The 18,551-nt window shown below is 72.5% G+C and carries 16 protein-coding genes; 6 read left to right on the top strand and 10 right to left on the bottom strand.

The window, feature by feature from the left end:
- Nucleotides 1-47 precede the first annotated feature (47 nt).
- Nucleotides 48-1,886, bottom strand: a complete 1,839-nt coding sequence (locus NITAL_RS14155) for a helix-turn-helix domain-containing protein (RefSeq protein ID WP_083441575.1) — start codon at nucleotides 1,884-1,886, stop codon at nucleotides 48-50.
- Between the two features lie 127 nt (nucleotides 1,887-2,013).
- Between NITAL_RS14155 and NITAL_RS14150 the strand changes: the two genes are divergently transcribed.
- Nucleotides 2,014-3,486 carry an HNH endonuclease signature motif containing protein gene (locus tag NITAL_RS14150; protein ID WP_157041837.1) on the top strand — a complete coding sequence of 491 codons (1,473 nt, stop codon included), beginning with the start codon at nucleotides 2,014-2,016 and terminating at the stop codon, nucleotides 3,484-3,486.
- A gap of 115 nt (nucleotides 3,487-3,601) precedes the next feature.
- On the opposite strand, the gene NITAL_RS14145 is transcribed toward NITAL_RS14150, so the two are convergent.
- The gene (locus NITAL_RS14145; RefSeq protein WP_052666897.1) at nucleotides 3,602-4,435 is read right to left on the bottom strand and encodes a class I SAM-dependent methyltransferase; all 834 of its coding nucleotides are present in this window, start codon (nucleotides 4,433-4,435) and stop codon (nucleotides 3,602-3,604) included.
- Nucleotides 4,436-4,592: 157 nt separating this feature from the next.
- Here NITAL_RS14145 and NITAL_RS14140 point away from each other — a divergent pair, with 157 nt between their 5' ends.
- Nucleotides 4,593-5,168, top strand: coding sequence for a hypothetical protein (locus NITAL_RS14140; RefSeq protein WP_169786839.1), 576 nt, complete (start codon nucleotides 4,593-4,595; stop codon nucleotides 5,166-5,168).
- Between the two features lie 7 nt (nucleotides 5,169-5,175).
- Here NITAL_RS14140 and NITAL_RS14135 read toward each other — a convergent pair whose 3' ends face one another.
- Entirely contained in the window at nucleotides 5,176-5,838 is a 663-nt protein-coding gene (locus NITAL_RS14135; RefSeq protein ID WP_052666895.1) for a histidine phosphatase family protein, read from the bottom strand.
- Between the two features lie 17 nt (nucleotides 5,839-5,855).
- Entirely contained in the window at nucleotides 5,856-6,773 is a 918-nt protein-coding gene (locus tag NITAL_RS14130; RefSeq protein ID WP_052666894.1) for a GNAT family N-acetyltransferase, read from the bottom strand.
- Between the two features lie 261 nt (nucleotides 6,774-7,034).
- Between NITAL_RS14130 and NITAL_RS14125 the strand changes: the two genes are divergently transcribed.
- The 3 genes from NITAL_RS14125 to NITAL_RS14115 all read left to right on the top strand — a co-directional run bounded on the left by NITAL_RS14125 (nucleotide 7,035) and on the right by NITAL_RS14115 (nucleotide 11,290).
- Nucleotides 7,035-8,111, top strand: a complete 1,077-nt coding sequence (locus tag NITAL_RS14125) for a YihY/virulence factor BrkB family protein (RefSeq protein WP_083442193.1) — start codon at nucleotides 7,035-7,037, stop codon at nucleotides 8,109-8,111.
- Between the two features lie 156 nt (nucleotides 8,112-8,267).
- Nucleotides 8,268-10,559 (top strand): transglycosylase domain-containing protein, encoded by a 2,292-nt coding sequence (locus NITAL_RS14120; RefSeq protein WP_052666893.1) that lies wholly within the window; start codon nucleotides 8,268-8,270, stop codon nucleotides 10,557-10,559.
- Nucleotides 10,556-11,290: a GAF and ANTAR domain-containing protein gene (locus NITAL_RS14115; protein ID WP_052666892.1), complete on the top strand. Its 735-nt coding sequence runs from the start codon at nucleotides 10,556-10,558 to the stop codon at nucleotides 11,288-11,290. The genes NITAL_RS14120 and NITAL_RS14115 overlap by 4 nt, the downstream gene beginning before the upstream one ends.
- 6 nt (nucleotides 11,291-11,296) lie before the next feature.
- On the opposite strand, the gene NITAL_RS14110 is transcribed toward NITAL_RS14115, so the two are convergent.
- On the bottom strand, nucleotides 11,297-11,857 hold the full coding sequence (locus NITAL_RS14110; protein ID WP_052666891.1) for a helix-turn-helix transcriptional regulator: 561 nt from the start codon (nucleotides 11,855-11,857) through the stop codon (nucleotides 11,297-11,299).
- A 348-nt stretch (nucleotides 11,858-12,205) separates the two neighbouring features.
- Here NITAL_RS14110 and NITAL_RS14105 point away from each other — a divergent pair, with 348 nt between their 5' ends.
- The gene (locus tag NITAL_RS14105) at nucleotides 12,206-12,910 is read left to right on the top strand and encodes an Ntn hydrolase family protein (protein WP_052666890.1); all 705 of its coding nucleotides are present in this window, start codon (nucleotides 12,206-12,208) and stop codon (nucleotides 12,908-12,910) included.
- A gap of 6 nt (nucleotides 12,911-12,916) precedes the next feature.
- Here the strand turns inward: NITAL_RS14105 and NITAL_RS14100 are convergent, their stop codons facing one another.
- The 5 genes from NITAL_RS14100 to NITAL_RS14080 all read right to left on the bottom strand — a co-directional run bounded on the left by NITAL_RS14100 (nucleotide 12,917) and on the right by NITAL_RS14080 (nucleotide 18,416).
- The gene (locus NITAL_RS14100; RefSeq protein WP_052666889.1) at nucleotides 12,917-15,133 is read right to left on the bottom strand and encodes a putative bifunctional diguanylate cyclase/phosphodiesterase; all 2,217 of its coding nucleotides are present in this window, start codon (nucleotides 15,131-15,133) and stop codon (nucleotides 12,917-12,919) included.
- 254 nt (nucleotides 15,134-15,387) lie between these two features.
- Nucleotides 15,388-15,735: a response regulator gene (locus NITAL_RS14095; RefSeq protein ID WP_052666888.1), complete on the bottom strand. Its 348-nt coding sequence runs from the start codon at nucleotides 15,733-15,735 to the stop codon at nucleotides 15,388-15,390.
- A gap of 93 nt (nucleotides 15,736-15,828) precedes the next feature.
- On the bottom strand, nucleotides 15,829-16,998 hold the full coding sequence (locus NITAL_RS14090) for a serine hydrolase domain-containing protein (RefSeq protein WP_052666887.1): 1,170 nt from the start codon (nucleotides 16,996-16,998) through the stop codon (nucleotides 15,829-15,831).
- Nucleotides 16,999-17,069: 71 nt separating this feature from the next.
- Nucleotides 17,070-17,618, bottom strand: coding sequence for a helix-turn-helix domain-containing protein (locus tag NITAL_RS14085; protein ID WP_052666886.1), 549 nt, complete (start codon nucleotides 17,616-17,618; stop codon nucleotides 17,070-17,072).
- 36 nt (nucleotides 17,619-17,654) lie between these two features.
- A complete protein-coding gene (locus tag NITAL_RS14080; RefSeq protein ID WP_052666885.1) occupies nucleotides 17,655-18,416 on the bottom strand; it encodes an esterase/lipase family protein in 762 nt (253 codons plus the stop codon).
- Nucleotides 18,417-18,551: the final 135 nt, after the last annotated feature.

Raw genomic sequence — 18,551 nt, 5'->3', positions numbered from 1 at the left:
GCGAACCCTCCATCATCCGGCATCGGATATGTGCGATACCTCCACCCTCACTCGCCGAGGGCGGCCTGCAACCGGCGGACCTGGAGCGCGAGGTGGAGCTGGAGCGCCTCGTCCGGTTCGCGCCAGCTCGGTGACAACAACCGGGCGATGCGTTCGCCGCGTTGGTAGAGGGTGTTGACGTGCACGTGCAACGCCTCGGCCGCGCGGACGAGGTTGCCGCCAGCGTCGAAGTAGGCCTCCAGCGTCGCCGTCAGCTCGGTCCCCCGCGCCTCGTCGTGGTCCAGGACCGGACCGATGGTGGCCACCACGAAGCGTTCGAGTTCCTCGCGACCGAGCCGGTTGAACAGCAGCGCGAACACCCCGAGGTCCGCTGCTCTGGCGACCTCACCGTCGCGGCCGAGCGCTACCAGGGCGCGCCGGCACCGATCCGCCTCCTCGTAGGCGGCTGGCAGCTGCTCGAGCCCCGTCGCGACCGCCACGCCGCAGGTCACCGGACGACCGACGGCCGTGGCCAGCCCGTCGAGGTCGTCGCCCGCTGGGACCAACAGGACGACGGCGCCGTGCCGCTCCGCCGCCAACCCGCCGCGGTCCTCGGCGATCCGGGCCGCCGCCGCAAGCAGGCTCCGACGGTCGTGCCCGGGGACCGACGCGACCTGCACGGTGTGCGGACGTTCGAGGTCGACACCGAGCAGCCGGGTGCGCCGGGTCGTGACCTCGGGAACACGGTCGACGCCGCTGAGCAGGTCCTCGAGCAGCTCGCCGCGCAGCCGCAGCTCGGCCTCGGCGGTGGCGCGCTCGTGCAACAGGAGCAGCGCGATCGACTGCGCGGCCCGCTCGAAGGTGCGCAGGTCAGCGTCGTCGAGCCGGTCGCGACCCCGCAGCGCCAACGCTCCGAGCGGATCCGCGCCCGCCGCCACCGGGGTGACCCAACCGCGGTCCCCATCCCGCTCGTCGCTGATCGTCCGCCCGGCCTCCCACGCCTCGGTCAGGGCAGCCTGCGTCACCGGGACCTCGTCACGCCCGCCTGCCACCGGGCGCCCGTTCGGATCGAGCACGGTGACCGTCCCACCCAGCACCTCGGCGACCGCCCGGGCCACGTCGTCCAGGCTGCCACCCTGCAGCACGATGTCGGTCAGCCGCTCGTGCACCGCGGCCGCACGCTCGACCGCGTCGCTGTGTGCCCGCACCACCGCCGTGCTGGCCGCCAGCTCCTCGAGGGCCCGTTGGGAGCGGTCGAACAACCGGGCGTTCTCGATGGCGATCGCGGCGTGCGCCGCGAGCGAGGACAGCAGGTTGACCTCGTCGGGGGTGAACGGACGGCTGTGCCGGTTGGCGGCGAACAGCACACCGATGACCTCGTCGCCGAGCTTGAGCGGGACGCCGAGGATCGCCCGGATGTCCTCGGCCTGCACCACCTCGTCGATGCGCCCCGCGTGATCGAACCGGTCGTCGTTCAGGTAGTCCGAGGTGAAGTAGGGCGTCGCCGTCTGAGCGACCAGCCCACCGAGGCCGACGCCGAGGGGCAGCCGGACGCGCCCGAAGTCCGGGGTGACCATGCCGTCGGTCACCCGCATGTAGGTGTCGCCGGCCTCCTCGTCGATCAGCGTGAGGTAGGCGGTGTCGGCGTCCAGCAGCTCGCGGGCCCGCCGCGCGATCGCCTGCAGGACCCGCTGGGGCGCCCGGATCGAGATGAGGTCCCCCGCCGTGGCGTACAGCGCCGCCAGCTCGCTCTCACGCCGCCGACGCTCGCGCAGGACGGTGCGCAGCTGCAGCGCGAGGTAGCTGGTCTCGCGGAGCTCCTCGAGGCGTGCGGCATCGGCCCCGGTTCCCCGGGCTTCCTCGACGAGCTGCTCGAGCGCCTCGACCGGCGCTTCGTCGAGCAGCAACCGCAGGACGGTGCGTGTGTCCAGATCGGCTCTCCCGACGCGAGCACGCGACCCTACTCCGGGCCGACCGGCGAGGCCTGTGGACAGTCGGCGGTGGTGTCGCAGGCGTCGGGCATGATGCGTGGTGATGGGAACCACCGCTGCTGCCGCCCCCGATCCTGACGACCGTCAGGGCCACACCGACCCGCCGTTCGGTCTGCCGGTGCTGGCCGAGGTGCCCGAGCTGGCCTCGTTCCTGCAGCTGGCGGTCGACACCGAGCGGATGACCGCCCGGCTGGTCGAGGCGCTGATCGTGCTCGAGGACGCCGGGGTCGCACCGGCCGCCACGGGCGTGGGGCTCGAGCAGTGGTTGGCCATCGTGGGCCGCTCCACCCGCTCGGACCGCCGCATGCTGACCACAGCTGCCGCGGTCTGCCGACGCCTCCCGACGTTGCGGACGGCGTTCGCTGATGGCGAGGTGTCCTGGTCCCAGGTCCGCGCCGTGGCCTTGAAGGTCGAACGCAGCCCGCGGCACCTGGACGACCGGCTCGACGCCGCCCTCGCACGCGCGATCGACGGGGCTGCCGGCGCCGACCCGGACGCGCTGGCCAACGTGGTGTCCTGGGCGGTGACCGACCTCCAGTCCGACGACGGTGACGACGACGGGGCTGTCGTGCCGGACGACGTGATGGTCCTGCAACCACGTCTGGACGGGTCCGGTGGCCGGTTCCACGGCGACTTCGGACCGGTCGGGTTCGCCGCCCTCGACACCGTCACCGACCCCGGCCCCCTCGGGACCGCGACCCGACAGCGGTTCGGCGACGCAGCTGATCCCGATCAGGTCGCCGCGAACCGGCTGACGGCAGGGCGGGCACGCGCCGCCCGGCTGATCGACCTGTGCCGCCGCGGCGGCCCCACCGACGACACGGCTGGTCAGGCTGGGGCGGTGCGGCCACCCACGCTGATCATGCGGGCCGAGCTCGACACCCTCCTCGGCGACCATCGCCTCTCCGCCCAGCTGCTCACGACGTTGGCCGGTGGGGTGATGCACGTCGACAGCCGCACGGCCCGGCGGCTGGTCGACGAGCACGGCACCGACCTCGCCTGGTCTGCTCGAGGACGGAAGGTCGTGGGTCGGACCAAGACACGACGGCCGCCCGGCTGGCTGGCCGACGCGGCCCTCGCGCTGCACGACACCTGCACCGAACCCGGCAACTGCCCCACCGCCGCCCGGGTCTGTGACCTCGACCACGCCGTCCCCGCCACCGCCGGTGGACCCACCGACATCGCCAACCTCGCACCGGTCTGTCGGACGGCGAACCGGCGGAAGGAACGCGACGGCTGGCGAGCTACCGGCACCGCTGACGGCACCCGCACCTGGCACCACCCCCGCACCGGCCTGACCGTCCGCACCCTCCCGGCCACCTGGCGACCACCCGACGACCAGCACCGCGGCCCACCCGTCGACCTCGACCGGGGCGGCCGCCGCGGACCACCCGACCGACACGCCAGCGACACCCGCCGCGGCCCACCGCCACGCGCACCCGACCGGACGCCCCCGCGGACCACCGACCCACCCGGCGACCCGCCGGACCCCGCCGACCCGACGCTGCCGTTCTGACCGGCACCGACCACCTCCGCACGACGCGCGACCACCCACCCCGGGTGGCCGCGCGTCGTGCCTGCCTGCGTGACGTCGAGCCTGCCTGGGTGCCGTTCCGCCTGGTGGCCGCCCCTCAGCGCGGGCGGGTGGCCTCGAGCGTGAACTCGGTCGGCACCGCCCGGCGCTGCTCGCCGGGGAACCGGTAGCGGCCGTCATCGCCACGTTCCATCCACGGCGCGAACGCCCAGTCCAGCCCGTCGCCCTCGTGGAGCCGCGTGAGCACCAGGCCGGCGTCGAGCACGGCCTGCACGATCTCGCTCAACGGGTGGTGCCACTCGTAGGTCACCGGGCTGGTGAGCGCCCCGGCCTCGCCGGTGTAGCTGGAGTCGTCCTCCCAGCGGACCGGATCGGCGCCACCGAAGTAGGGGTGGGTCATCACCAGTTGCTGGTCGGTCCGCGTCTCGTCGATCGTCATGAGCGTCGGGTGGCCGTGGCCGTCGCGCAGGTACAGCCGGCCGCCCGTTGCGAGCAACGCGGCCACCACCCGTGCCCACCTGGTCATCGACGGCAGCCACCCCACGATGCCGACGGTCGTGTAGACCAGGTCGAAGCCGCTGCCGAGGACCTCGACGGCCTCGTACACGTCGGCCTCGACGAACCGGGCCGGGGTTCTCGCCCGCTCCGAGAGGTCGCGGGCGGCCTCGATGGCGCTCGGTGAGAAGTCGAGGCCGACGACCTCCGCACCGAGGCGCGCCAACGAGACGGAGTCCGTGCCGATATGGCACTGCAGGTGGGCGACCCGGAGACCCGTCAGGTCGCCGAGCGCGGTGGCGTCCTGACGGACCACGTCCGAGACGTGCGCGGGGTCCTCGACGAAACGGTCGATGCCGTAGGCCGCGACGTGGACCGGGACCCGCGATTCCCAGTTCGCCAGGTTCGTCGAAAGCGCCTCGTCTTCGCGCACCATCCACCCCGTCCGCTCACTGCTGCCCGTCTGGAGCACCGTAGTGAGGCCCGACCGCGGTAGCGCCGCCCGGTCCGGGAGGGAACCGCCGAGCCGACGGAGAAGACCCCGGGGACGGCTGGCAGACATCCATCCGGGGGGCGTCGTCGTGGATCGGTACGTGCGCAGGATCATCGGCGCGGGGTCGCTCGTGGCAGCGTTCGCGTTCGGTGCCGGGTACCAGAGCATCGTCGGACAGCGGGGCGGGGACGCCATCCTGCAGGCCAGCGCCTGTCGGAGCCTCGACTGGGCCGGTCAGGCCGCCCGGTTCTACGCCGACGGCGGCATCGAGGAGGAGGAGGAGGGCTGGGTGAGCACCTGGATCCGGCAGCTCCGGATGCAGGAGATCAGCGACGAGGTGCTCGAGAGCCGCCACGGCCAGCCGTTGCGCGACTACCTCGACGTCGTGACCCGGTCGCTCGAGACCCAGAACATCGTGGCGGGCGACGCCGCCGCGGCGGCGCCCGCCTGGGACGACCTCGTCGCACGCGGCGCCGAGGTCTACGACGACTTCGGCTGTGGGGCTCGACTGCCCAGGCCCCCGGGGTGGTCGGTCGACTGTGACGAACTCGTGGACGAGGGTCGCAAGCGCGAGACCTGCCTGACGCCCGACGAACGCCGGGAGCTCCGCGAGGAGCACGAGCGGACCATCGCCGAGATCTCCGAGCAGCTCCGGGAGCAGCGTTCCGACCACTGAGCGCCGGTCAGCGGTAGGTCAGCAGCTCGCGGCCGTGCGGTTCGAGGTGGGCGTGGTCGTTGATGGTGACCAGGGTCGTGCCGCGGCGGCCGACGACCAGCTTCGTGATCGACGAGTTCACGATGACCGTGTTGAGCTGCGCCCACCCGCCCTCGTCGAGGCCCAGCGCGTCCGCGCACACCGCCGAGATCACGCCACCCGACGTGACCACGACCGCCGTCCCGGTCGCGCGCGAGCCGACCTCGATGACCGCGTCGCGGACCCGGGCGCGGAACGCGGCGTAGCTCTCGTGGTAGTCGTCGTGTCGTCCGCCGATCCACCGCGACAAGCTGCGCTCGAGGACGGTCTGGAACGCGCGCCGCGGGTCGGTCTCGTCGATGCCCGTCAGGTCGGTCCCCGGGTCGTCGGTCGCACGCCGCACCAGCTCGACGTGGTCGTACTCGTCGAAGCGGACGTCCTCGTCCGCGGTGACCTCGAGGCGGGCGAGCAACGGCGCGGCGGTGTCGCGCTGGCGGACCATCGCACCGGTCACCACCCGGGCGACGTCGGACAGGGCGCCCAACCGTTCGGCCACGGTCTCGGCCTGGCGGTGCCCGACGTCGGACAGCACGTCGTAGTCCTCGGCGCCGAAGGACGCCTGGCCGTGCCGGACGAGGAGGATCGTGGCCATCAGGCGCTCCACGAGGATCAGGGCAGATGGAAGCCGCGACGGTGCGGTCGGACCAGCCGTTCCTCGGTGAACCCGAGCCGCTCGTACAGGCGCCGCGCGACCGCGTTGGTCTCGCGGACGGTGAGGTTCGCGACCTCGCAGCCGAGTGCGCCGAGGTGCACCAGGGCGGCCACGACGAGCGCCGCGCCGACCCCGGCGCCACGCGAGGCCGGATCGACCCCGACCAGGTCGAGGTAGCCCGAGCCGTCCTCGTGCCGCTCGACCGCGGCGTAGCCGGCGACGTGACCGTCACGTTCGGCGACGAGGACGGTGCGGTCGGTGCCCTCGTCGACGCGGTGGCCGGGCTGGTGGTTGTTCGGGAACGTCGCGTCGTGGATCGCGGCCACCACGGGGCGGTCGCTCTCGGTGAACGGACGGATGGCCGCGACTTCGGGTGCGACCGGGGGCGGCGTGCACGCCCGCGACAGCACGGCGGACGCGGGCGCCGTGTCGAAGCCGTAGCGCGAGGCGAGGGCCGTGAGCTCGACGTGGCGGTCGTCGCCGGCGAGCTCCTCCTCGGTCACGTGGGCGGGCAGCCGCGCGCGTCCGGCCTCGAGCAGCGCGCCGGCCACGTCGAGGAAGTCCACGTCGTCACGGTCGACCACCGCCGGTCCGTGCCACCAGACCCGCGGCGGTTCGCGGTCGTGTTCGGCCGCCAGCGCGCCGATGACCAGCCCGTCCCGCCGGGCCACGACCACGTCGTCCCATCCGCCCGGCTCGAGCGCGGTCAGCTCGGCGGCGATCGGCTCGGTCCCGAGCGACAGGTAGGCGATGTGGCGGGTCGGTTCGACCTGCCCGGACGCGAACAGGTCGATGACCGCACCCCGCTCGTCGACCGTCGCCGGTCCCACCTCGAGGTCGTGAGGCGGCCCCACGGGGGTGGAGGCGTCGGACACGTCGGCTCCCGTCGGTGGTGGATCCGGGGGGACGCTAGCCACGTCGCGCCTGCCACCGCCCTCGGAGCTGATGGGGCGACAGATGGACGGCGTCCGAACGCACACCTACCGGGGCGCGTCCAGCGTGCCTGCGGGTCGAAGGGACAGGACGCCGCACTCGCGCGGCGCGCCAGGAACCCGCAAGGTCGAGGTGTACCCGCACGGACCGGCTCACACGGAGCGGCCCGGGTGAACCGACGCGGAACGACGACGGAGGCGCACGTGGGACTCGCGGACGACACCGGCGCGACAGCGACCCGATCGGACGGCCGCGACGCGCACCGACCCTCCGAGATCCCGTCGCAGGGGTGGCGTGCCATCGGCGCGCGCGTGGTCGCCAGCCTCAAACGCGACCACGTGTCGCTCCTGGCGGCGGGTGTGGCCTTCAAGGGCCTGCTCGCGTTGTTCCCCAGCATCGTGGCGCTGATCAGCATCTGGGGGCTGGTCGCCGATCCGACCGAGGTCGCCGATCAGCTCGCGGAGTTCACCGCCGCGCTGCCGAGCGGGGCGGCCGAGCTGCTCAACGACCAGATGCAGGCCATCGCCGCCAGCGACCCTGCCACGCTCGGGACCGCCCTCGCGGTCTCGCTCCTGATCGCGCTGTGGAGTGCGTCAGGCGGCATGGCAGGCATCATCGAGGGCATCAACGCCGCCTACGACGAGGTCGACCGCCGCACGTTCCCGGTCAAGCGGGGCTTGGCTCTGCTGCTGACCCTCGGCGCGATCGTCGGCCTGCTGGTCACCATCGCTCTGATCGCGGTCCTGCCCGTGGCCCTCGGCCAGCTCGGCCTCGGCCAGGTCGGTGAACTGGCGGTGCGCATCGGGACCTGGCCGGCGTTGGCGGTGCTCGCGACGTTGGGTCTGGCGTGGCTCTACAAGGTGTCGCCCGACCGCGACCGGCCCCGGATGCGCTGGGTGAGCTGGGGTGCGGTCATCGCCACCGCCCTGTGGTTGATCGGCTCGGCCGGCTTCACGTTGTACGTCGAGAACTTCGGCAACTTCGGCGAGACCTACGGCACCTTCGCCGGCATCATCGTCCTGATGCTGTGGCTGTTCCTGACCGCCTTCATCGTGCTGCTCGGCGCGGAGATCAACGCAGAGATGGAACGCCAGACCCGCCGTGACACCACGGTCGGAGAGCCGGAGCCGCTCGGCGTCCGTGGGGCGCACGTCGCCGACACCACCCCGGCCCACTGGGAGGCCCATGGACGGGGTGCGACACGCCGGGAGGACGACGTCGAGATCGACCTGCGCGGCCGGTCCACCCCGTCGCAGCAGGAGGCCAGCGACCGTCGGTGAGTCACGGCCGATCGGCCCTGTCCGGACGTCCGGGGCCGTCGCGTCGCGATGGGCCAGAGGTAGGGGGCTGGGGCGCGCGGATGCGGGCACGGGTGCGCGAGGCTCCGGGTCGTCGGGGTCGCAGCCGGATCCACCCGTAGCCGCAGGGGACACGCGTTGAGCGAGCACGAGACGATCGATGACGTCGAGGGCGTCGAGGGGGAGGTGGCCGTCGGGGGACGGTCGCCGTGGTTCCGCCGAGGCGTCGTGCTGCTGAGCGTCTCGGTCGTCCTCGGGGTGCTCGTGGTGGCCGCCGGTGCCTTCGCCTTCTGGAGCATCTACGACGACGCGGTGATCCCCTCCCCGGACGAACTCACCATCCCCGACCCGACGCTCGTACGCGACCAGGACGACGGCCCGCTCGCCCGGCTCCAGCCGGCCGAGGTCCGTCGCAACCTCGCCCTCGATCAGCTCCCCGAGCACGTGCCGCAGGCGGTCCTCGCCGCCGAGGACCGGGCGTTCTACGATCACTCCGGCATCTCACCGCGGGGCATCGTGCGCGCCGCCTGGGCCAACGTCAGACGAGGCGAGCGGGTGCAGGGCGCCTCCACCATCCCGCAGCAGTACGTCCAACTGGCGATCACCGACATCCCCGACACCTACCTCGGCAAGTTCCGCGAGGCGGCGACCGCGGTCCGCCTCGACCGTGAGCTCAGCAAGGATCAGATCCTCGAGAACTACCTCAACGCCGTGCCGTGGGGGCGCCAGGCCTACGGCATCGAAGCTGCGGCACGCACCTACTTCGACGTGGGTGCCATGGACCTCGACCTGCACCAGTCGGCCGTCCTCGCCGGGATGATCGCGGCACCGACGGCCTTCGACCCGGCTCGCCACCCCGACCGTGCTGCGATCCGCCGGGACTTCGTGCTACAGGGCATGGTGGCGATCGACGCGATCACCCAGGCCGAGGCCGACGAGCTGATCGGGACCGACCTCCCGGAGCTGCGCTCGCGGCCGCTGGTCAACTTCGGTGCCGAGGCCTACTTCGTCGACGCTGTGGAACGCGAGGTCGCTCGGATCCTCGAGCAGCTCGAGGACGACCGTGATCCGACCGTGGGCCTGCGCATCACCACCACCTACGACCCGCGCGCCCAGGAGCTCGCCCTCGAGAAGCTCAACGAGACCCTGGACGGGACCGAGCACACCGGCAGCGTGGTCACCATCGACCACGAGACCGGCGCGGTGAAGGCGCTGGTGGGGGGACGGGACTACCGCGAGCAGCAGTACAACGTCGCCATCGGCCGGCAGTCGCTGCGCTCCCCCGGGTCGGCGTTCAAGACCTTCGCGCTCGCCGCGTTCGTCGCGGAGGGCTGGGACCCGGACGCCACCCGGCTCGACGGCCGCGACGAGCAGGTCTTCGAACGCGAAGACGGGCAGGAGGACTACGAGGTCAGCAACTTCGGCGGCCAGTCCTTCCCCGACCTGACCGTGCGCGAGGCGACGGTCCGCTCGGTCAACACCGCCTACGTCTCCCTGTCGGAGGCCATCGGGTACGACGCCGTGACGGAGACAGCCACGCAGCTCGGGGTCGACAGCGAGCTGTCACCGGTGCCGTCGGCGGTGCTCGGCAGCCAGGGGGTGACGCCGCTGGAGATGGCCGAGGCGTACGCGACGCTGGCCAACGGCGGGGTGCGCCACGACCCGTTCGTGATCAGCCGCATCCGGACCCACGACGGCGAGGAGCTCTTCCGTCACGAGGTCGAGGACGACGAGGTCTACGACGCCAACGCCGCGGCCGTGGTCACCGACGTGCTGGTGGACGTGGTCCGCAGCGGCACGGGGACCGCGGCGCAGACCCGGCACCCCACGGCCGGCAAGACCGGCACCACCAACGACAGCCGCGACGCCTGGTTCGTCGGTTACACCCCATCCCTCACGACCGCGATCTGGGTGGGCAACCTCGACAACTCGCCCATGGGGGACGTGACGGGCGGCGCGGTCCCTGCGGTGATCTTCGGCAACTACATGGACGAACTCGTCGGCGACGAGGAACCCGGCGCGTTCCCCACACCGGACTTCTCGCAGCTCGAACGGTTCCGGGAGCTGCGACCGGCGCCGCCGCCACCGCCACCCCCGTCACCGTCGCGGGATGACGACGATGACGATGACGACGAGGACGACGGCGACGACGAGGGTGAGGACGACGGCGACGACGAGGGTGAGGACGACAACGGCGACGACGACAACGGCGACGACGACAACGGCAACGGCAACGACGACAACGGCGGCGACGACGACAACGGCAACGGGAACGGCAACGGCGGCAACGGCGGCGACGACGGCAACGGCGGCAACGGCGGCAACGGCGGCGACGACGGCGACGACGGTGAGGCCACCGACGATGGCACCGAGGATGCCGATACGGAGACGGTGGCAGCCGACGGCGGACCGACGGAGGACGATCCGTGACCGCAGACGATCAGGGCGCCGCGACGACCTACGCCGCGGCCCTCCGCTCCCTCGCACAGGTCCTCGTCGACGCCCCGTCGTTGCGCTCGACGCTGGACGAACTGCTCGCGGTCGCGGTCATCGCCGCTCCCGACGTCAGTGCGCTGACGGTGACGGCCATCACCGACGACGGCGCACTCACCTCCGCGGCCTCCACCGACGAGCACGCCCAGGCGGTCGACGAGTTCGAGTACGCCATCGAGGAGGGTCCGTGCATCGAGGCGCTCGCGACCGGTGAGGAACAGCTCGTCCGTGACACCGGGACCGATCTCCGGTGGCCACGGTTCAACGACCAGGCCCGCAAGGAGGGCTTCGGGAGCGTGGCCGGCCTGCCGCTGCGTGCCACCGATGGGGCGACCATCGGAGCGCTGAACGTGTTCAGCCCCGACGTCGACGGCCTCCGCGAGGAGGACCTCGCGGTGCTGCGGCGGGTCTGCGCCCCGGCCGCCGCCGTGCTCACCAACGCGCGGGCCTACCGGCGAACGCGTGCGATCAGCGAGCAGCTCGAGACGGAGCTCGACGAGCGTGCCCTCGTCAACCGGGCCATCGGTGCCGTCCTCGGCCGGACCGGTGGCGACCCGGCCGGCGTCCACCGGGCGATGGTGGCCACGGCCGACCGTGAGGGGGTCTCGTTGCGCGACCTGGCCGAGCGGGTCATCGCCGGCGAGGTGCCACCCGCTCCCCCACGGTGAGCTGGATCAGGCGGGCCGCCGCATCGGCGCTCCGGGAGCGACCGCGACCCGGTCGGCATGTGCCCGCCGGGCAGCCAGGGCCTCGCGACGGGCCGCTTCGGCGGCAGCACCGGGACGGGTCGCGAGCCAACGCTTGATCACCGGACGGCTCCAGAGGGGCGTCCGACCGCGCTGCACCTGCGGTTCGGGCAGCGTGCCGCGCGAGCGGTAGCTGTCGATGGTGGCCTTCGAGACGTGCGCGAGATCGGCGACGTCCGCCACGGTCAGCATGAGCTGGACGTGCAGCTCCGGTGCGGCCATCCCGACCACCAGGTCGCCGGTCGTCGGGGTGCGGTCCCCGTGCTGCTGGACGAGCACCTCACCGATGTCATCGCGCTCCCCGGCGAGCCACTCGAGCTCCGCACGGCCGAGCTCGCGCGTCGCGGCTGCATCCGAGGTGTGGATCGCGAGCAGGTCGGCCAGGGTGAGATCGTGTGCCCCGGGGACCGGGTCACCCCAGCGGTACCGCCACACCCCGAACTCGTCCCGCTCGTAGGTGTCGTTCGCGTACCTCAGGCGCTGGGTCACCGCTGTTCCTCCGCTCCGCGCACCACTCGGGTGCTGATCGATGTGCGAAGACGGCGGTGCCCTTGCCTCCCCGCGGCTTCCGGTCCGACACCGGGCCCGCGGGATGGGATGGAGCGTGGCCGTCTCCGACCGACGCTCGGGGCTGAACGCGTTGTGCCGAAGGTACGCCCTCACCCCACCGTGCTGTCAAGGACGACCGGCCGGACGACGGGGTCAGGGCGCCCGGACCACGACCGCCGGACCGAACGGCCCCGGCCGTCGCGCGCGGTCGGTCGGCCGTGGCGGTGCGACCCGCGGGCCGGTCGACTGCCGGGCGACGCCCGGACCGGGCCGACCCGAGGAGTGCGTGTGACCGTCGTGCTGGCGCTGCGATGCGCGGACGGGTTGGTGCTCGGCTCCGACTCGCAGATCACCGAGAGCGACCGCGGGATGAGCTACCCCGCCCGCAAGCTGCACGACCTCGGCAGCCACGCGGCGTGGGGGGGCAGCGGTGCGCGGTCCGTCCTGCACGACGTCGAGGAGCTGTTCGCGGCCGAAGCCGACGAGATCGTCGGGGCCCGTGACGTGGCCAGGGCCATCCAGGAGCGGGTCGTACCGGTGCTGCGGCACCACTACGAGCTGTTCATCCCCGAGATCCCAGGCGAGGAGGTCGGGGGCACACCGTCGGCCTACGTGATGGCCGCCGGCTACTCCCACGGCAAGCCCTTCATCGTGAAGGTCGACCCGAGTGGTCTGGTCGGACGCTACGAGGACGTGGGGTTCCACGCCATCGGCAGCGGCGCCCCGATGGCCCAGCAGGCGGGCGCCCTGCTCGGACACTTCGAGATGGGCGAGCGTGATGTGGACTACGGCGTGCTCGTCGTCGTGCGGGTCCTCGATGCGCTCGCGGTCAGCCAACCGCAGGTCGGCGGACCGCTCAGCATCGTCCGGATGACACCGGACGGGGCGAGCCGGCTCGACGAGGAGCGCATCGCCACGGTCCGTGAGCACGTCGAACGCTGGGAGGCCGCCGACCAGCGCGCGTTGGACGGGCTGTTCGACGGTGACCCCTGAGCCGCGTCAGCCGTCGGAGCTCGCGAGCGAGGTGGGCAGCGCCGCGAGGCGGTCGCCGAGGAGCGCGGCGACCTCGACGGCCGGCATGGGACGGGCGAACAGGTAGCCCTGGCCGAGCCGACAACCGAGCGAGCGCAGCTCCTCCCACTGGCCGACCGTCTCGATGCCTTCGGCGATCGTCTCGAGCTCGAGCGAGCCGGCGAGGTGCACGATGGCTTCCGGGACGGCGCGACCTCGCACCTCACCCCCGAGCTGCGCGATGAACTGGCGGTCGATCTTCAGCACGTCGATGGCGAGGCCGCTGAGGTAGGCCAGTGACGCGTAGCCGGTCCCGAAGTCGTCGATCGCGATGCGGACGCCGAGCCGGTCGAGCTTCTCGAGCTCGAACCACGATCGTGGCGACATCAACGCCTGCTCGGTGATCTCCAGCACGAGGGAGCACGGTGGCAGGCCGCTGGCCCGCAGGACCTCCTCGACGGTCTCGACGAAGCCGTCCTCGTCGAGCTGGACCGGTGAGACGTTGACCTCGACCGACAGGTCGGTCCACCCTCCCGCGTGCTGCTCGGCCAGCCAACGGCACGCCTCGTCGAGCACCCACTCGCCGATCGGACCGATGACACCCGTCTCCTCGGCGATGGGGATGAAGTCGTCCGGCGGGACCTGGCCGTGGACGGGGTGCACCCACCGCAGCAGCGCCTCCGCGGCGACGATCCGCACGGTCTCGAGGTCCACGATCGGCTGGAGGAACAGCTGCAGCTCGTCGCGCTCCAGGGCGCCTTCGAGGGACGAGCGGATGTCGAGCCGACGGACCGCAGCGTCGTGCAACGCCGGCTCGTAGGCGGCCACCCTGCCCTTGCCGAGGTGCTTGGCGCGGTACATCGCGAGGTCGGCGTTGCGCAGCACCACCTCGACCGACGCCGCGTCCTCGAGGTAGGCGATGCCGAGGCTGGCCGATGTCGCCACCGTCTTGCCCGTCAGGTGGTGCGGAACCCCGATGGCCTCCTGGATCCGCGCTGCGACCACCACCGCCGCCACCGGGTCCGCGAGCCCCTCGATCAGGAGCCCGAACTCGTCACCACCGAGGCGGCCCGCCAGGTCCCCCGGTCGCAGGCACGCGCCGATGCGTTCGGCCACCGAGCGGATCAGTTCGTCACCGGCCGCGTGTCCGAGGCTGTCGTTGACCGTCTTGAAGTCGTCGAGATCCACCAGCAGCACCGCGTGGTGCTGCTCGGTCGGCCCCCGGCGTGGTGCGTCGAGCAACTCGGCGATGCGGCGCGAGAACAGGTCGCGGTTGGCCAGCCCGGTGAGCGGATCGTGGGTGGCCTGCCGCTCCAGCCCCTCCTCGAGCTCCTTCTCCCGGGTCACGTCGAGGAACACGCCGCGGAAGACGATCGCGCCGTCGGGGTCCTCGACGAGGCGGAACTCGTCACGGATCCACCGCACCTCCCCGTCCCGGCGGTGCATGCGGTAGTGGAGGACGTGCGGCCCGGGCGCCACCGTCGAGATGAGCTCGGCGATACGCACCTCGATCGCCCCGCGATCGCGATCGTCCATCAGGTCCCACCAGAGGTGGGGTGCCGACAGCCACTCCTCGGCGGTGACGCCGAGCAACTTCTCCAGGCGGGGGCTGACGTAGCGCCACGGCTGGGTCAGGTCGAGCTGGGCCACGTAGACGACCCCGGGGCTCTCCTCCACCAGGAGGCGGAAGGTCGCCTCTGCCTCACGGAGCTGGTCCTCGAGCTGACGCCGCTCGGTGATGTTCTCGGTCATCCCGATGGCGAGGGCGGGAGCCCCACCCTCGTCACGCAGCAGCGAGACCGTCAGGCGTGCCCACACCGTGTCGCCGTCGACCGAGATGAACCGCTTGTCCATCTCGAAGTGGTCGGTCCGTCCGGAGGTCATCTCGGCGAACAGCTCGAGGTTGCGCGCCACGTCGTCGGCGTGGGTGAAGCTCGACCAGTGGAGCCTGGCGAACTCCTCGACGCTGTAGCCGAGCATCCGTCGCAGGGCGTCGTTGGTCAGGACGGTGTGACCCTCGAGGTCCACGATGCCGATCCCGATCGGCGCGAGTTCGACGATCGCCTGGAGCTCCTCGTAGCCGGCACGCCCTTCGGGCCCGAGGAGACCGTCGGGGGACAAGTGGACACCCTCGAAGGCACGGGTGATGGGCTCGAGGTCGGGGCGGCGCGCAGCCGATCTCGTGCCACGTCCCTGCGACGTCACGTCCGGTCCTCCACCAGGCTGCCTCGGTACCACGCCCCGAGCCCGAGGCTCGGCACCACGCCCCGAGCCCGAGGCTCGTTACCACGCCCCGAGCTCGAGGCTCGTTACCACGCCCCGAGCTCGAGGCGATGGATGCCAGTCGGCCCTCCCGGTCGGCAGGATCCTCCCAGAATCGAGCCGGTGTGCGGTGGCGCCACGTCGGAGCCTAGGCCGCGCACCCCCGCGATGCGGCACACGCGTGGCGTCGCGCCGCCTCAGCTCAGGTGCGCCACGTCCTCGAGCGCCGCCACGAGCCCGTCGAGATCGGTCTTGTCGATGACGCGGCACCCGGCATCGTTCGCCGCCGCCCGCACGGTGTCGTCGAGGTGGGCGGTGAACAGCACCACCGGCACGTCGTCGTCGAGCTCGTGGACGACTTCGAGCCCCGAGCGACCGGGGAGGCGCTGGTCGAGGACGATCGCGTCGTAGTCGACCCGGTGGGAGGCATCGAGCGCCTCCTCGCCGTCGAGGACCTTGTCGACCAGCCAACCACACCCCGACAGGCGCTTGCCGACCAGGAGACGGACCCCCGGTTCATCATCGACGAGCAGGACGCGCACCACGTGACCTCCGGTCGGTGGGCTCCCCCCACCGTACGCCCCGTCCGGCCGGAGCGGCCGGCGGCACGCGGCCAACTGGCCCACCGGCGGTGGGCGCTACGCGTTCCGCGCGACGCCGAGGGCGGCGGCGGTCAGTCGGGGCAGCCGGATGTCCCCGACGGGGGTCGTCACGTTGCCGAGCCGGTTGGTCACGAACGCCAACGACAGCCCGGACTCGGGGTCGGCCCAGGCGCCCGACCCCCCGTAGCCGTAGTGCCCGAACGCCTTGGAGGCGGGCCGCCCCGCGGTGAACGCCTGGTGGTAGCCGAGACGCCAGCGCATCGGGAGCCCGAGCACGTAGTCACGTCCCCGGTGCTGAACGCGGCCGGCCTCCTTGAGCGTCGCACGCGACAGGACCTCGACACCGTCGACCGTCCCATCCGTGGCCAGCGCCGCGTACACGCGTGCCAGGGAGCGAGCCGTGAACACCCCGTTCGCCGCGGGCATCTCGGTCCGCAGGATGCGACGGTCCTCGTGATCGAACACCAGACGCTCCCACCCGTCGATGAAGAACGCCTCGGCGAGGTAGCGGGTCCGCCGGTTGTCGGCGATGCGCTGCTCCACGTGCGCGTTGGCGAGACGCTCGGGCAACGGCGGGAACAGCTCGGCCACGCGTGGCCACTGATCGTCGGGCGTCCCGATGAAGCAGCCGTCGAGGCCGAGCGGGGCGACCAGTTCCTTCTGGACGACCTCGCCGAGGCTCTGGCCGGTCACCTCCTGGACGAGCCCCGCGAGCAGCCACCCGTAGGTGAGGCCGTGGTAACCCGTGCCCCCGCGCGACGGTTTCGCGGGCGTCTGCGCCGCGACCAGATCGGCGATGTTGCGGTGGTCGAGGAGGTCCTCCGCGGTCGGCACCACCCCGCGGATGCGGTGCAGGCCGGCCTGGTGGCTCATCAGCAGCCGCAGGGTGACGTGACGCTTGTCCTCGGTGTCGAACGCCGGCCACCAGGTCGCGAGCGGTTCGTCGTAGGCCAGCAGTTCGCGGTCGACCAGCCGGTGGACCACCGTGGAGGCGATGCCCTTGGTCGTCGAGAAGCTCATCGCCGCCGTCTCGCGCTCCCAGGGGCGTTCCCCGCGAGCGTCCGCGTAGCCGGTCCACACGTCGACCACGGGTTCGCCGCGCCAGTACACCGCCAGCGCCCCACCACCGTGCGCCGGCTTGCGGAAGATGCGAGCGAACCGCTCGACGAGCGGCCGGAAGCGTCGGTTCGCGTGTCCCTTGACCATGAGGGGAACGCTAGCCCGCTGACCGTCTCACCCCGTACATCGACCGCGGTCGGTGGCCGCGGACCGGGCGATCAGGCGCGTCGGTACAGCGTCCGAGGACGCCCGGGTCCCGAGTGGTCCTTGCCGTCCTCGACGATCACGCCCTCCGCGACCAGCTCGTCGAGGACCTTGCGGACCGTGGCGGGCGACCCTCCGGCGTCGTTGCTGACGGACGCGGCCGTCAGGTCGGTCCCCTGCCGGAGGCCGCGGACGAACGCCGCGATGTCCTCGCGACGCGTCCTCGAGGCACGCGCGGTCGGCGTCCGGCGGGCGACGCGCGGTGTGCCGGTCAGCATCCCGGCCTCGGCCAGCACGCGCCGGTCGACACCCTCCTCGAGCAGCGCCTCGACGGTCACACCGTGCGCCTCGGCCCACCCTCGGACGTGGGTGACGAAGTCGGCCTCGAGCGCCGGCCCGAGATCGGCGAGGCGGTGCCGTTCGCTGCGCAGCTTGACGCGTTCGAGCGGGTCGTCCTCCTCGGCGATCCGGGCGTCGATCGCGGCGGTGTCGGGCCGCACGCTGCCGGGGTCGAGGCGCCACCGCAGGTAGGCGCGTACGGCGTCGTCGGGCTCGGTCGACACAGGCTCAGTTCTTCCGCTTCGGGACGGTCCCCGACCCTACGCGGCGACGGCGTCGGACGCCCGCAGCCCGTCCCCGATCAGCTCCACGACCCGCCGCGAGAGCAGCAGCTCGAGGTGGCCGAGCGGCGGTGCCTCGACGTTGGTGACGGTGGGTCCGAACAGCGTCGTGCCCGACCAGCCCGGCACGAGCTCGTCGGCGGCGGACCACACCGACGTCCACGGCGTCCTCATGCGGGTGGCGGCCCACGCGCGCAGGCAGGCGAGGTCGGTGGAACCGGGCGCGAGCTGCGCAGCCGACCGCAGCGGCCCGACGGGCGTCAGGCGGGCGCGGCGTGCCGCGGGTGCGCCCGCCCACGGGCTGCCGAGCGACACGACCCGGTGGACGGTGTCGGCGACCGCGCTGTCCGCGGCCATGGCCGCCAGCACCGTCGGCCCGCCCATCGAGTGGGCCACGACATCGACCTGATCGACCTCGTGCCGGTCCGCGACCTCGCGCAGACGGTCGCCCACGCGCGCTGCAGCGCGGTGTAGATCCTCGCGCCAGACGTCGTAGCTGGCCGCGTGGAGGTCGTCGAAGCCGCGCCGCTGGAGGTTGGCGATCGTCCGGGCCCACGAGGTCTTGCGAGCGATCCAGCCGTGGACGAGGACGACCGGTCGGGCGTGCGCATCCACGTCCACGTCGACCGGCGTCTCCGCCAGGAGACGAGCGACCTCGCCGCGCAGGCTCCGGTCGCCCTGCAGGTGGTGGCGGGCAGCGACGAGGTAGCTGCTTCCTCTGCGCGCGATGCGGTGCTCCACGGCGGTCCTCCCGAACCTCCCCGTCCTCTCTCTTATCGGCCGGAGGGAGCACCACATGAGGGGCTGAACGGGTGGTTCCGACCTGGCCCGGGCGGACCAGGCGAGCCTGGTTCGTCAACCACCTGTCCCCGGCTG

Origin of the sequence: Nitriliruptor alkaliphilus DSM 45188, assembly GCF_000969705.1 — a bacterium.
Lineage (GTDB): Bacteria > Actinomycetota > Nitriliruptoria > Nitriliruptorales > Nitriliruptoraceae > Nitriliruptor > Nitriliruptor alkaliphilus.
This window is presented reverse-complemented; position numbering and strand designations above follow the sequence as displayed.

What these genes read in the sequence shown, in the direction of transcription:
- NITAL_RS14145 (WP_052666897.1), bottom strand. Translation starts at nt 4,435, where the DNA reads ATGGTGCGCGAAGACGAGGCGCTTTCGACGAACCTGGCGAACTGGGAA.
- NITAL_RS14150 (WP_157041837.1), top strand. Translation starts at nt 2,014, where the DNA reads ATGGGAACCACCGCTGCTGCCGCCCCCGATCCTGACGACCGTCAGGGC.
- NITAL_RS14090 (WP_052666887.1), bottom strand. Translation starts at nt 16,998, where the DNA reads ATGGTCAAGGGACACGCGAACCGACGCTTCCGGCCGCTCGTCGAGCGG.
- NITAL_RS14135 (WP_052666895.1), bottom strand. Translation starts at nt 5,838, where the DNA reads ATGGCCACGATCCTCCTCGTCCGGCACGGCCAGGCGTCCTTCGGCGCC.